This window comes from Allobosea sp. GW821-FHT09G06 (assembly GCF_059416005.1).
In genome coordinates, this window is sequence record NZ_JBWKOI010000002.1 from 1,132,729 (window position 1) to 1,146,306 (window position 13,578).

The 13,578-nt window shown below is 67.3% G+C and carries 15 protein-coding genes; 9 read left to right on the forward strand and 6 right to left on the reverse strand.

Features of this window, described 5'->3' with window-relative positions:
* Positions 1 to 30: 30 nt before the first annotated feature.
* A complete protein-coding gene (locus AC07NY_RS15520; protein WP_494584567.1) occupies positions 31 to 912 on the forward strand; it encodes a PhzF family phenazine biosynthesis protein in 882 nt (293 codons plus the stop codon).
* 16 nt (positions 913 to 928) lie between these two features.
* On the opposite strand, the gene AC07NY_RS15525 is transcribed toward AC07NY_RS15520, so the two are convergent.
* Positions 929 to 1,183, reverse strand: coding sequence for a hypothetical protein (locus AC07NY_RS15525; RefSeq protein WP_494584568.1), 255 nt, complete (start codon positions 1,181 to 1,183; stop codon positions 929 to 931).
* Positions 1,180 to 1,335, reverse strand: a complete 156-nt coding sequence (locus AC07NY_RS15530; protein ID WP_492283998.1) for a hypothetical protein — start codon at positions 1,333 to 1,335, stop codon at positions 1,180 to 1,182. The genes AC07NY_RS15525 and AC07NY_RS15530 overlap by 4 nt, the downstream gene beginning before the upstream one ends.
* Positions 1,336 to 1,456: 121 nt before the next feature.
* Here AC07NY_RS15530 and AC07NY_RS15535 point away from each other — a divergent pair, with 121 nt between their 5' ends.
* A complete protein-coding gene (locus AC07NY_RS15535; RefSeq protein WP_494584569.1) occupies positions 1,457 to 2,299 on the forward strand; it encodes a DUF6502 family protein in 843 nt (280 codons plus the stop codon).
* Positions 2,296 to 3,483, forward strand: a complete 1,188-nt coding sequence (locus AC07NY_RS15540) for a DUF5666 domain-containing protein (protein WP_494584570.1) — start codon at positions 2,296 to 2,298, stop codon at positions 3,481 to 3,483. Before AC07NY_RS15535 ends, AC07NY_RS15540 begins: the two co-directional genes overlap by 4 nt.
* Before the next feature lie 15 nt (positions 3,484 to 3,498).
* Here AC07NY_RS15540 and rfbD read toward each other — a convergent pair whose 3' ends face one another.
* The 4 genes from rfbD to AC07NY_RS15560 are packed head-to-tail and all read right to left on the reverse strand — an operon-like array spanning position 3,499 to position 6,992.
* On the reverse strand, positions 3,499 to 4,392 hold the full coding sequence (rfbD, locus tag AC07NY_RS15545; protein ID WP_494584571.1) for a dTDP-4-dehydrorhamnose reductase: 894 nt from the start codon (positions 4,390 to 4,392) through the stop codon (positions 3,499 to 3,501).
* Positions 4,389 to 5,390 carry a glycosyltransferase gene (locus AC07NY_RS15550; protein WP_494584572.1) on the reverse strand — a complete coding sequence of 334 codons (1,002 nt, stop codon included), beginning with the start codon at positions 5,388 to 5,390 and terminating at the stop codon, positions 4,389 to 4,391. The genes rfbD and AC07NY_RS15550 overlap by 4 nt, the downstream gene beginning before the upstream one ends.
* The gene (locus AC07NY_RS15555) at positions 5,387 to 6,151 is read right to left on the reverse strand and encodes an ABC transporter ATP-binding protein (protein ID WP_494584573.1); all 765 of its coding nucleotides are present in this window, start codon (positions 6,149 to 6,151) and stop codon (positions 5,387 to 5,389) included. The genes AC07NY_RS15550 and AC07NY_RS15555 overlap by 4 nt, the downstream gene beginning before the upstream one ends.
* Before the next feature lie 7 nt (positions 6,152 to 6,158).
* Complete coding sequence (locus tag AC07NY_RS15560; RefSeq protein WP_494584574.1) at positions 6,159 to 6,992, reverse strand: ABC transporter permease; 834 nt, start codon at positions 6,990 to 6,992, stop codon at positions 6,159 to 6,161.
* Positions 6,993 to 7,161: 169 nt separating this feature from the next.
* Here AC07NY_RS15560 and rfbF point away from each other — a divergent pair, with 169 nt between their 5' ends.
* The 6 genes from rfbF to napE all read left to right on the forward strand — a co-directional run bounded on the left by rfbF (position 7,162) and on the right by napE (position 13,571).
* Positions 7,162 to 7,938 carry a glucose-1-phosphate cytidylyltransferase gene (gene rfbF, locus AC07NY_RS15565; RefSeq protein ID WP_494584575.1) on the forward strand — a complete coding sequence of 259 codons (777 nt, stop codon included), beginning with the start codon at positions 7,162 to 7,164 and terminating at the stop codon, positions 7,936 to 7,938.
* A complete protein-coding gene (rfbG, locus tag AC07NY_RS15570; protein ID WP_494584576.1) occupies positions 7,923 to 9,011 on the forward strand; it encodes a CDP-glucose 4,6-dehydratase in 1,089 nt (362 codons plus the stop codon). Before rfbF ends, rfbG begins: the two co-directional genes overlap by 16 nt.
* A complete protein-coding gene (locus tag AC07NY_RS15575; RefSeq protein WP_494584577.1) occupies positions 9,008 to 10,243 on the forward strand; it encodes a methyltransferase domain-containing protein in 1,236 nt (411 codons plus the stop codon). Before rfbG ends, AC07NY_RS15575 begins: the two co-directional genes overlap by 4 nt.
* Entirely contained in the window at positions 10,240 to 10,770 is a 531-nt protein-coding gene (rfbC, locus tag AC07NY_RS15580) for a dTDP-4-dehydrorhamnose 3,5-epimerase (RefSeq protein ID WP_494584578.1), read from the forward strand. The genes AC07NY_RS15575 and rfbC overlap by 4 nt, the downstream gene beginning before the upstream one ends.
* A 28-nt stretch (positions 10,771 to 10,798) precedes the next feature.
* Complete coding sequence (locus tag AC07NY_RS15585; RefSeq protein WP_494584579.1) at positions 10,799 to 13,114, forward strand: glycosyltransferase family 2 protein; 2,316 nt, start codon at positions 10,799 to 10,801, stop codon at positions 13,112 to 13,114.
* Between the two features lie 262 nt (positions 13,115 to 13,376).
* Positions 13,377 to 13,571, forward strand: a complete 195-nt coding sequence (gene napE, locus AC07NY_RS15590) for a periplasmic nitrate reductase, NapE protein (protein WP_492283986.1) — start codon at positions 13,377 to 13,379, stop codon at positions 13,569 to 13,571.
* The last annotated feature ends 7 nt before the right edge of the window (positions 13,572 to 13,578 follow it).

The window sequence follows — 13,578 nt, forward strand, 5'->3', positions numbered from 1 at the left end:
CGATTCCAGCTTCGACGGGATGGCAGGGCAATGGCGCAGGACGGGATCAGGCTGGTCAACGTGTTCACGCATCAAGGGCAGGGCGGCAATCCCTGTCCGATCGTGATCGACGCGGCGGCTTTGCAGGATGACGACATGCGGGCAATCGCGGCCCGCTACGGTCACGAATCCGGCTTCGTCCGGCCGCCCTCCGGCGCCGATTCCGATTTCACTTTCCGCTTCTGGGTGCCGCGCCACGAGATGGAAATGTGCGGCCATGCCACGATCGGCGCCCTCTGGTGCCTGGCGACGGCCGGCCGCCTCGATGCCGGGCAGATGCGGATCGAGACGCGCAGCGGCCCCGTCACCGGCTATGTCGATGACTTTGCGTCCGAGAACCCGTCCGTCGAGATCAGCCAGCCGGTCGGCAAGGTCGTCGACCTGACGCTTGCGCAGGAAGAGGATGTGCTCGCGACGCTCCGGATTTCACGCGGCGACCTGCTCGACCTGCCGATCCAGAATGCCGTGACCTCACGCGTCAAGACGCTGATCCCGATGAAGAGCGTCGCGCATCTGCAGGCGCTGACGACCGATATGGCGCTGACCGAAAAGTGCTGCGAGCGCATCGCCTCGACCGGTCTCTACCCTTACGCCGTCGCGGACCAGGCCGAGCGGCGTTTCGAAGCCCGGCAATTCCCGAAATCCTCCGGCTACCCGGAAGACGCCGCGACCGGCATCGCCGCGGCGGCGCTGGCCTTCGGCCTGCTCAAGAATGATCTCGTTCCCCGCGACAGCGGCCGTGTCACCATCCTGCAGGGCCGGGCGATGAACGCGCTCTCCGAAATCCGGGTCAGGATCGGCTTCGCCGACGGCCGGCCCGTCGGCTGCCTGCTTGGCGGCGAGGTCATGCCGGCGGACGATCACGCGGCCTGAAGCAACGCGGCGATCCTCACGTAGCCCGGCAGGGGCGCATTGCTTGTTGCCCCGTCACCGGGTTGCGGTAGCTGCTGTGCTGGCAGCCCGCCTCCCGCTCGCGCGTCGCTTCCGCCGCGACCAGCAGCCAGGCGATCACCAATCCCATCGCGATCAGCAGCGCATAGCCGACCAGGCGCGGAACGGACGCGGTGATATGCTTGCCGGGCGTCTTGGCCTCGCGGGAATCGTGCGTCTCCGAAGCGTTGGTGGAGGCCGCCGCGATGCTCATGGGTGCAGCACGGTCTCGATCACGAACAGGGCATAGGGCACGGACATCGCCAGCACGCAGCAGAGGGCCCGGCTCGTCGCGACAACGAGTTCGGAACGCCGCAAGGACGTGATGAAACGGGATCGCCGGGAAGGGGCGGAGATGAACGTCATGTGAGAGATGTTTCGTTTAGTGGGAATTATTCCCACATATATCACCTTGCTCTCGGCCTCAAGGGGCGGGAGAAAATTTGTGGGATTGTATCCCACATTGGAAAAGCCTAAATATCGCCACATGTCGGACGCAGCCCAGGACCCCACTGCCGAGAAGCTCTATCCGCCGCTGGCGCGGCTGCTGCGCCCGCTTGTGCGGCTCTGCATCCGCGCCGGGATGACCTTTCCGGCGCTGTGCCAGCTGCTCCGGGAGCTCTACGTCAATGTGGCGGAATATGATTTCGCGCTGCCGGGCAAGGAGCAGACCGACAGCCGCGTCAGCCTGCTGACCGGAATCCATCGCAAGGAGGTCAGCCGCCTGCGCGGTGCCGGCGCGCCGGTCAATGCGGTGCCCGCTTCTGTTTCGCGCACGGGCGCAATCATCGCGCGCTGGCTGGCCTCGCCACGCTACTGCGACGCAGCCGGGACACCGGCGCCCCTGCCGCGCACGGCGGATGCCGGGACGCCCTCCTTCGAGGAACTCGTGGCGTCCGTGACGCGCGATCTGCGCCCCCGCGCCGTGCTCGATGAATGGATCGACCGCCGAATCGTCACAATCGACGCCGAAGACCGGATCGCCTTGGCCGAGGCGGCCTTCATTCCCCAGCATGGCGACGACGACAAGTTGTACTATTTCGGCCGGAACCTGCACGATCATCTCGCCGCCTCGGTCGCCAACGTCCTGGCCAGCAAGCCGCCTTTCGTCGAGCGCTCCGTGCATTATGACGGGCTCTCGGCCGAGCTGGCCGCACGCCTGGAGGCGCGCTCGCGCGAGCTTGCCCTTGAGATGCTGCAGCAGCTCAACCGCGAGGCGAACGCCGCCTGCGAGAGTGATGCGGGCGGCGATAACCGCTGGAACTGCGGTGTCTATGTCTTCCGTGAGGAAGTCCCCGGCGAAGCTCCGGTCGGGGGCAGCCAGGGATGAGCGGCCGCCTCGCATTGACGCGCCGGGCGCTGCTGGCCTCTCTCGGCTGCGCGGTGGCCTGGCGTCCGGCCGTCGCGGCGCCGGAGCGGCCCCGCGATGTCGGGATCGGCGGCACCGGCTTCGCGCCGGAGGGGAGTTCGGGCTCCGACCGGGGTATCGGCGGCACCGGCTTCGTCGGCACGATCCAGCGCTTCGGCAGCATCATCGTCAATGACAGCCGCATCGCCTATCCGCAGGATGTGCCGGTCACCATCGACGGCCTCGTCCGCAGCGCCCGTGATCTGCGCATCGGCCATGTCGTGCGCGTCGTCGCGCGGCCCGATGCCGGCGGGCTCGTCACGAACACCATCGCCGTCGAGCGGGAGGTGGTCGGGCCGGTCACGGCCGTCTACCGCGACGGTATCGATGTGCTCGGACAGGCCGTCCAGATGCGGCCCGGCGAGCCGTCGAAGGGGTGGCGGAAGGGCGAGCGTGTCGCCGTCAGCGGCCTGCGCCGGCTGGACGGAACGATCGTCGCCAGCCTGGTCGAACGTTCCGGCAAGGAAGCCATGCGCGTCATCGGCGTCGTCGAGCAGGACGATGACGGGCTCTGGATCGGCGGCCTCAAGCTGCTTGAGACCGATCCGGCTCTCATCGGCCGTCGCATGGCCGTCTCGGGGCGAATCGCGAAAGGCGGTTTCCGTCCGAGCGATATCGCGCAGGCCTCGCCGCTTCCGGCAGGCAGCGCCTTCTCGGTCGAAAGCTATGTGCGCGGCGGCGATGGCCAGCTTCTGCTCGGCTCGGGCCTGGCCGTTCGCAGCGAGGCTTTCGGTTACGCGTTCTCGCCCTGGCAGGATGTGCGTGCGGTTCTGGATGGCCGCATCGGCCCCGATGGGATCCCGAGCATCGGCAACCTGCGCCTGGCCCGGACGAATGGCGAAGGCGGGGGCAACAGTGGCGGCCCGGCGGGCCCGCAGTCCCTCGGCCCGCAATCCCTTGGCCCGAACGGCTTCGGCCCGGGCATGATCGGCGGCGGGCCGAGCGGCCCTGGAGGTCCAGGAGGAGGCGGTCCGGGTGGCTTCGGAGGTCCCGCTGGAATGGGCCCCGGAGGCGCAGGCCCCGGTGGCCCAGGCGGTTTGGGCGGACCCGGCGGCGCCGGCGGGCCGGGAGGTGGCGGCCCCGGCGGGGGAGGTCCGGGCCGCTGACGCCGCTTTGCGCGGTCAGGAGGCGGCTCGCCCCGGGGGCGGTCCAAGCAATCTGTCCAGCGTCTCGTCGAGATCAGGCTCGAACGGTCCGAGCGTTAAACTCTGCCGCTTGGCGAAATCGCAGTCCAGGACCGCATTGAGCGGGCGCTTCGCTGGCGTGGCGTGAGCGCTTGATGGAACGGCGATGACCTCGGTCATACCCCGGCCACGTCGGGCTGCAGACTGCAGGATGATCCGGGCCTGCTCCGCCCGGCTGAGGAGGCTTCCTCCAGCGAGATGCATCAACCCGCCGCTCATCATCCCGTCGCGCAGCCGCCATGACAGCATCAGCAGGGCCTTGGCGAGCGCCGGGGCATAGGTCGGCCTGCCATATTGGTCGCCGACGATCGTCAGCCGGTCGCGGCCTTTGGCCCAACTCAACAGGCGGCTGACGAAGCTCGCGCCGTGACCTCCGAAGATCCACGACGTCCTCACCACCAGCGCGGAGGGCAGCGCATCCAGCACAGCGCACTCCCCTGCATATTTGGAGGCGCCGTAGACATTGATTGGCCGGGGCGTGTCGCTTTCGCGATAGGCGCGATCCAGCTCCCCGTCGAAAACGCTGTCGGTCGAGACATGGATCAGCGGCAGCTTGGATCGGGCGCAGGCTTTGGCCAGCGCGGCCGGACCATCCCGGTTCAGGGCGAAGGCGGCAAGCGGCTCGCTTTCCGCCTTGTCGACCGACGTATAGGCGGCCGCATTGATGACGATGGCCGGACGGTACCGATCGAGAAGGCGTTCGATCGCATCCGGCTCCGCCAGATCGAAGTCCGGTCGCCCCGCAGTAACCACGTCGTTGCCGCCACGTTCGGCAAGCGCTGTGGCCAGTTGGCCGGAGCGCCCCAGCACCAGAATGGTTGGCTGGCTCATGCCGCGTGCCGCCCGCCCGCGGCAGGAGCGGAACCTGCAGCAGGCGTCGCCAGAGGAATGCGCGAGTGGTGGCGCCACAACGGGATCAGGGCGCGATCGGGCGGACCCAGCCGGTTGCGTGCGCCATCGGCCAGCCCGTTGAGCAGGGCAAATGCGCAATCGCGGGAGAAGCGGTGATGGGCGAGGTGGACCGCGAGCCTGACGGGCAGCGAAACCACGAACTTGGCCTTGTGCAACAGCGGAACATGTGGGAGGCGCAGCATGGCGAGCTGGTTGCGGACATAGGTGTAGAGGCGGCGTGCCGGCTGGTCGGTGAGGAGCAATCCGAGCGGCAGGCGGATGATCCCGTGGCCGAGCTGGTGCGGCATTGAAACCGCCGGATCGACCCAGATCGAGTAGCCTGCTGCCCCGGCGCGCAGGCACCATTCGATATCGATGGCATCGATGAAGTAGTCGCTGCGGAAATCGCCGATCGCGGCGAGCGCGTCGAGGCGGATCAGCGAACCTGACGAAATCACGAAACGCGTGCGGACCGGTGCAATCTTCTCCTGCGGCCGCGCCTCCGCCGTCGAAAGCCGCATGGCCTTGCCTGCGACATCGACAGGTTGCGGCCCGACGACCGCCACGCGCTCGCCTTGCGCCGCGAGGTCGCGATGGGTCGCGGCGAGAGCGCTGACGAGCCCCGGTCGCGGTTGGCTATCCTGGTCGAGAAGAAACAGGAAATCGCTGCCGCACGCCTCCGCGAGCTGGCGCAGGGCGTTGTAGGCGGCGCCGAGCCCCCGGTTCAGCCCGGGGCGTAGCACGACGAGCTCGGCCCGGCCGGCCGCGGCCTCGAGCGCTTGCTGCTCCGCGCCGCTGACGGGGGAATTGGCGTAGATGGCGATGGTCGGGACATCGTCGGCGAGGGAGGCGACGAGGCGGTGCAGCGCCTCGAATTGTGGGCGATAGATCACGATGCCGGCGACGCAGCGCGTCCGGCTTTCGGCAATGTCGATCATGCCGGAATTCTCCTGGGGGATGGCGAGAGGGAAGGGGACAGGACGTCCTGCAGCGGTCCGTCGGCGACGAGCCGGCCGTGCTCCAGCCGCAGCGCCCGCGTGCAAAGACTGGCGAGCAGGCTGTCGCTATGCGAGGCGAGGACGAGGATGCCGGCGCGGGCGACGAAAGCCTCCAGACGCATCTGCGCCTTCGCCATGAAGGCGGCATCGCCTGCGAGGATACCCTCGTCGAGCAGCAGCACCTCGGGATCGACGCTGGTGCAGATCGCGAAGGACAGGCGCGTCTGCATGCCCGCCGAATAGGTGCGGATCGGCATGTCCAGGAAACCGCCGAGCTCGGTGAAAGCGGCGATCTCGTCGATGCGGTTTTCGATCTGGCGGCGGCTCAGGCCGAGATAGAGGCCGCGCAGGCGGATATTGTCGTAGCCGCTGGCCTCGCCATCCATGCCGAGCCCGATGTCGAAGAGCGGCGCGATCTTGCCGTGGACGGCGACGCGCCCCCTCTGCGGCACGTAGATGCCGGCTAGCACGCGCAGCAGCGTGGTCTTGCCGGCGCCGTTATGGCCGACGAGGGCGACACGCTCGCCATGGGCAATCGTGAGGTCGATGCCGCTCAGCGCTTCGACGCAGGTCCGCGCCCTGGAGTCGGAGCCGATACGGCCGCCGGTAGCGCTGCTGACGATACGGTTGCGCAGGGAGCGGGCGCTGCCGCCATAAAGTGGGAACTGCACGCTGACGCGGTCGAGGCGGATCGAGCTCATCGTCGCCTCACAGCCAATAGGCCACGCGCCAGCGCAGTCTCGCATAGAGGACGAAGGCGAGACCGAGATTGAGCAGGGTGACGCCGCTAGCGACGACGAAGCTCTCCATCGGGACGCCGGCCCCGAGCAGGGGGGCGCGCACGATCTCGATCAGGTGGAACAGCGGGTTGAGCTCCGCGAGGAGGCGCCGCGTGCCGAGGTCGTCGGCGCGCCAGAGCACCGGCGTCACGAAGAGCAGCATCTGCGTCGCGTTGGCGACGAGGGGCATCATGTCGCGAAAGCGTGCGCCGACGAGGCCGAGCGTCACGCTCCAGCCGATGCCGTTGAGCAGGAGAAGCGCGAGGCCCGGCAGGGCAGCGAGCCCGGCCCAGCCCGGCCTGACGCCGCAGGCAGCGAGGACGACGAGGACGATCACCGCGTTATGGGCGAGGATGATCAGGTTGCGCCAGACGACGCGCAGGACATGGATGCCGATCGGCGCCGGCATCTGCTTGATCGCGGCGGTCGCGGCCGTGAAGGTCGCCGCGCCCTCGTTGAGCAGGGCGGTGATCAGCGACCACAGCACCATGCCGACGGTGACATAGGGCAGGTAGGCGACGACGGGCACGCGGAAGAGCGCGGCATAGGTGACGCCGAGCCCCGCGACGAAGACGGCCAGGCTGATCGTCACCCAGAACGGGCCGAAGACCGAGCGGCTGTAGCGCTGGCGGACATCGTACCAGCCCATGGTGAGCCAGAGCTCGACGAGGCTCAGGGCATCAGCGGCATCGGCAATCGCGCCGCGCCAGGGATGGCGGCCGCGCAACCGCGCATCGTGAACAAGCATCGCAGGGGCTGACACCAGCCGATCTCCTCGAACGCACCTCCCGCCTGCCGTGAGCCGCAAGAAACCAGCGGCAGCGGGTTGACAGGTTGAATAAGTGGGAATAATTCCCACGTCAACAGTAAGTGGGAAAATTTCTCACGTACTGAAAGCGCGCCCTTCCCGGGCGGGAGCACGGAAGCGAGCAATGAAGATCAGGAAGGCAGTGATCCTGGCCGGCGGGCGCGGCACGCGGATCATGGAAGAATCGGTCTCTCGCCCCAAGCCGATGATCGAGATCGGCGGGCGGCCGATCATCTGGCACATCATGAAGCTGTACTCGCGCTACGGCATCAACGAGTTCGTCGTGTGCCTGGGCTACAAGGGCTATTTCCTGAAGGAGTATTTCGGGAACTACCTGCTCCACTCTTCGGACGTGACCTTCGACTTCACGCAGGGCGGCATGACCGTCCATGTCGGCCGGGCCGAACCCTGGAAGGTCACGCTGGTCGATACCGGCCAGGAGACGATGACGGGCGGCCGCCTCGCCCGCGTGAAGCCCTATCTGGAGGGCGAAAGCTTCTGCCTGACCTATGGCGACGGCGTCTCGGACGTTCCGATCGACCGGCTGGTGGCCTTCCACGAAAGCCATGGCCGCACCGCCACTGTGACCGCGGTGCGCCCGCCCGGCCGCTTCGGCGTGCTCGACCTCGACGGCAACGGCGTCAGCGGTTTCCGCGAGAAGGCGGCAAGCGATTCAGGCTTCATCAATGGCGGTTTCTTCGTGCTGGAGCCGCACGCTCTCGATCGGATCGCCGGCGACGACATCGTCTGGGAAAGCGGTCCGATGGAGGGCCTCGCCCGCGATGGCGAGCTGATGGCCTATCCGCATGACGGCTTCTGGCAGCCGATGGACACGCTGCGCGACAAGCGCCGCCTCGAGGAGCTCTGGGAAACCGGCGAGGCACCATGGCGGGTCTGGTGAATCCCGATCCCGGCTTCTGGCGCGGGCGGCGCGTGCTGGTTACCGGCCATAGCGGCTTCAAGGGCAGCTGGCTCGGCCTCTGGCTGGCGCGGCTCGGCGCGGTGCCGCTCGGCTTGTCGCTGCCGGCACAGGACGAGGCGGAAAACGAGCGGCTCGGCTTTCTGGACGGTATCATGCCGGGCGTCGCCTGCGACATCCGCGACGGGCAGGCGGTGCAGGCGGCGCTGAAGCGTAGCGCGCCCGAGATCGTGCTGCATCTCGCGGCCCAGCCGCTGGTCCGCCGGTCCTATCGCGATCCGCGCTTGACCTTCGAGACCAATGTGATGGGCACGCTGAACCTGCTCGAGGCGGTTCGCCTCCAGCCGAGCGTGCGCAGCGTCGTCATCGCGACCACGGACAAGTGCTACGAGAACCGCGAATGGCACTGGGCCTATCGCGAAAGCGATCCGCTCGGCGGGCATGATCCCTACAGCGCCAGCAAAGCCTGCACCGAGATTCTCGCGGCCTCCTGGCGCAACTCCTTCGCGGCCTCGCTGGACCGCCCGATCGCGATAGCAACCGTGCGCGCCGGCAACGTCATCGGCGGCGGCGACTGGGCGCAGGACCGGCTCGTGCCGGATGCCGTCCGGGCCTTCGCCGGCGGCCAGCCACTCGCCCTGCGCAATCCGCAAGCGACCCGGCCCTGGCAGCACGTCCTCGACGCGCTCTGTGGCTATCTGCTCCTGGCGGAGCGGCTTCACACAGGCGACGGCCGTTTCGCGGATGCCTGGAATTTCGGGCCCGACAGCGGCGCCGAGCAACCCGTCGCGGCGGTGCTCGAAACGCTGGCCCGGCTCTGGGGCGATGGCGCCTCCTGGACGAGCGGTGGGGCATTCGGCCCGCATGAAGCGAGCCGGCTCGCGCTCGATTCCGGCAAGGCGCGCCAGCTTCTCGGCTGGCGTCCGCGCCTCGATTTCGATGCGGCCATCGCCCTGACCGCCCGCTGGTACCAGCGCCATCGCCTGGGAGCCACAGCCGCCGGACTCATCACCGCCGATATCGAAGCCTATGAAAGCGGAGCCCTTCGCTCATGAACCCCTGCAAATGCCGCTTCTGCAGCGCGCCCCTGACCACGGTCTTCGCCGATCTCGGCATGAGCCCGCTGGCCAATGCCTTCGTCGCGCCGGACGACATGTCCGAACCCGAAATCTTCTTTCCGCTGCAGGTCTTCGTCTGCGATGCCTGCAAGCTGGTGCAGGCGCGCGATGTCGAGACGCCCGGCGCGATCTTCAGCGACTACGCCTATTTCTCCGGCTTCTCGCAGAGCTGGCTCGACCATAGCGAGCGTTATGCGGCGACGATGATCACGCGTTTCGGCCTCTCGGAGGCCAGCAAGGTCGTCGAGGTCGCCAGCAATGACGGCTATCTGCTCCAGTATTTCCAGCGGGCCGGCCTGCCGGTCCTCGGCGTCGAGCCGGCGGCCAATGTCGCAGCCGTCGCGCAGCGGCGAGGCATCCCGACACAGGTGCGCTTCTTCGGCCGCAAGACGGCGCGCGATCTCGTGACGCAGGGCCATAGCGCCGATCTGATCGCGGCGAACAACGTCATCGCTCATGTGCCTGATCTCAACGATTTCGTCGCCGGATTCGAATTGCTGCTGAAGCCGGAGGGCGTGCTGACTCTCGAATTCCCGCATCTGCTGCGGATGCTGGTCGAGAACCAGTTCGACACGATCTATCACGAGCACTTCTCGTATTTTTCCTTCCTCGCGATCGAGCGCGTGCTCGGGGCGCATGGCCTCGCCGTCTTCGATGTCGAGCGCCTGCCGACGCATGGCGGTTCGCTGCGCGTCTATGCCGGCCATGCCGGCGCCGAAGGGCACGAGCCCTCCGAGGCGGTGCTGGCACTGCGGCGGGAGGAGGAGGCGTTCAGCCTCGACAGGATCGACGCCTACACGGGTTTCGCCGAGCGGATCGCGCGGGCCAAATGCGCCTTGCTGAATTTCCTGATCGATGCCAGGCGGGCGGGCAAGCGGGTCGCGGCCTATGGCGCCCCGGCGAAGGGCAACACGCTGCTCAATTATTGCGGCGTCGGGCCGGAGCTGGTCGCCTTCACCGTCGATCGCAGCCCGCACAAGCAGGGCAGGCTCCTGCCGGGGACGCGCATCCCGGTGAAGTCCCCGGATGCGATCCTGGCGGAAAAGCCGGACTTCCTGCTGATCCTGCCCTGGAACCTCAAGGGCGAGATCATGCAGCAGATGGCGTCGCTGCGCGATTGGGGCGGGCGCTTCGTCGTCCCGATCCCCGAAGTCGAGGTGTTCGCGTGATCCTCACCGAAACCCGCATCGCCGGGGTCTTCATCGTCGATATCGCGCCGCTCGCGGATGAGCGCGGACATTTCGCCCGCTGCTACTGCGCCGATGTCTTCGCCGGGAACGGCATCCGCTTCGCGCCAGCCCAGTGCAACCTGTCCTTCAACCCGCATAGGGGCACGCTGCGCGGCCTGCACTACCAGGCGATGCCGGAGCCGGATGCCAAGCTCGTGCGCTGCACCCGCGGCGCGATCTTCGATGTCGCGGTCGATCTGCGTGACGCTTCGCCGACCCGTGGCAAATGGGTCGGTGTCGAGCTCGATGCGGCAAGCGGGCGGGCGCTGTTCGTGCCGGAAGGCTGCGCCCATGGCTTCCAGACGCTCAAGCCGGACAGCGAGGTCTTCTACATGATGGGCGCGCCCTATCGTGCCGACCTGGCGCGCGGCCTGCGCTGGAACGACCCGGTCTTCGGCATCGACTGGCCGGACCAGGCGCCACGCCTGAACGCGCGCGACACGGGCTGGCCCGACCACAGCGCCTGACCCCCCTTTCCGGAACACGGATCAAGACATGACGGATATCGAGACCACGGCGGCCGGCCAGGACGGCGCCGAGACAAGCGCGCATGGTTTCTTTGGCTCGCTGCGTGCAGTCCTGACGCGGCAATCCGGCCAACCTTTCCACCCGGCAGGCAGCTTGCGCCCCGATGCAACAGCGGGCCATTGGCGCAGCGACGGCTTCGATTGCTATTTCTATGTGCCGCAGCGTGCGCCTGCCGGCCTTCTCTCCATCCGCTTCGCCGCGACGCTCCCCGACGCGGACGAGCAGCGCCGGGATTGCTGGCGCCTCTACTTCGATATCGGCGAAGGTTTCCGTCGCGAGGACAGCGTGGCCATCCCGACGGGCGGCGACAGGATCGAGATCGCCACGATCATCGATCTGCCGGCGCCGGCCCGCGCCTTCCGCATCGACCCGAACGAGATGCCTTGCCGCTTCGCACTGCACGATCTGGCACTGTCCCCGCTCGCCGTTCAAAGACCCTCTCGATTTGCTCTGCTTGGGCAATTTAGGGACCTGCATCGCCGCGGCGTCCTCGCGCGCAAGCTGATGCGGGCCGGCGGCATGCTGCTGCGCGGCGAGTGGCAGGCGCTGCGCCAGCGGCTCGCCTCAGGTGCGGCAGGAGAAGTTGCCGCCTATGGCCACTGGCAGCGCAAGCGAACGGTGACGGAGGAGCTGCGCCAGCGCTTCGTCGCGAAAGCCGCTGAGTTTCCGATCAGGCCACGCTTCTCGATCATCATGCCCACCTTCAATTCGCCGCCTGCCTTCCTCGAAAAGGCGATCGAATCCGTGCTGGCGCAGACCTATCCGGACTGGGAGCTGCTTGCGGTCGACGATGGCTCGACCGATCCCGGGACGCATCGCATCCTCAGGGAATTCGCCGCCCGCGATCCGCGCATCCGGCCGACCTTCCTGCCCGTGAATGGCGGCATCGCGCGGGCCAGCAATGCCGCCCTCGCGCAGGCGAGCGGGGACTACATCGCCTTGCTCGACCATGACGACATGCTGGCGCCGCACGCTCTCCACGCCTTCGCGGACGCGATCAACCGGCATCCGCAGGCGGACTGGCTCTATTCGGACGAGGACAAGATCGACGAGGCCGGCCGCCGCTCCGCTCCCTTCTTCAAGCCGGACTGGTCGCCGGCCTATTTCCTGTCCTGCATGTACTCATGCCATCTCGGCGTCTATCGGACGAGCCTGGCGCGACAGCTCGGCGGCTTCCGCCCGGATTACGATTTCGCGCAGGATTACGACCTCGCGCTGCGCTTCGCTGCGGCGACGCGGCAGATCGTCCATGTTCCCGACATCCTCTACCACTGGCGCACACTGCCGCAGTCGACGGCCTCGGGTGGCGAGGCCAAGCCGCAGGCTGAATTGGCGGCCCGGCGGGCAGTGCAGGATTTCGTCGACCGCAGCCGCCATCGTGGTTCCGTCGTGCCTGGTCCTCTCCCCGGCACGCATCGCGTCCGCTTCGATATCGCCGGCGAGCCGCTGGTCTCGATCGCGATCCCCACGGCGGGCTATCGCAGTGACGATGGTAGAAGCTGGTACGTGCTCGACCTCATCAGATCGATCCGCGCGCTGACGACATACGCGCATATCGAGATCGTCGTGGCCGAGAATGGCGATCTCGCTCCGGAACTGGAACAGACGCTTCGCGATCTCGGCGCGCGGCTGGTCCGCTACGAAAGCGCGGTCTTCAACCTCTCGGACAAGATCAACCGGCTGGTCGAGGCGACCCGGGGCGATTTTCTGCTCCTGCTCAACGACGACATGCGCATCATCTCGCGCGGCTGGATCGAGGAGATGCTGATGTGGTGCCAGCAGGACGGCATCTCCGGCGTCGGCGCGAAGCTGTTCTTCCCCGATGGGCGGATCCAGCATGCAGGCGTGCTGCTGCTCGGCCAGGGGCCGTCGCATCCCTATTACCTGCACCCTGCCTCGGAGATCGGGCAGGTCTGCTCGGCCGTCGTCCCGCGTGACTACAGCGCCGTGACCGGCGCCTGCATGATGGTCAGGCGCGCGGATTTCCTGGCGGTCGGCGGTTTCGACCCGGCCTATCGGATCAACTACAACGATATCGACTTCTGCATGCGCCTCAACGCCCATACCGGCGGGCATTTCGTGTTCACGCCCCATGCCTGCCTTGAGCACCACGAATCCGTCAGCCGGCCCGAGCCCGAAGCCGGCGAACTCGACAGGTTCAACCGCCAGTGGGCGAGCGCGGTCGGGCGCGATCCGTTCTACAATCCCAACCTGTCCCAGACCTCGGCGCGTTTCGCGCTGACCATCGATCCACGGTCCATCGCCGAGGCTTATGGGCTGTGAGGCCGCCAGCCAGGTAACATTCGCTCCATCGCCACTCATGCAGTCCGCACATGTGGGCGCCTGTGGGTAAGGCGAAGTTCGCTGATCGCGCAGAATCCGCGGCCGTCGACGGTGCAGATTTGAGCTAGATCAATTGTCGCGGCGCGACGTTCGCAAGAATTCGCATTTGAGTAGACACGCTCTGCGACATCGGTTTTCTTTCCTCGATCTCTAATCTGGTGACGGCGCGTTTTGTGAACGACCGCACGCGAAAGGACCGGAGATGACGACCGAGACCGCGAAGACGGGCGGCCCGGGAGCTGCGCCCGACAAGCCGACAAAACGAGCCGAGCTCTTCGCCTTCCTTATCCTGGCCGTGCTGATCTGGCCGGTCCTGTCGGTGGGCATCGTCGGCGGCTACGGCTTCCTCGTCTGGATGTCCCAGCTCGTCTTCGGCCCACCCGGGCCTCCGCATTGAGGAGGCA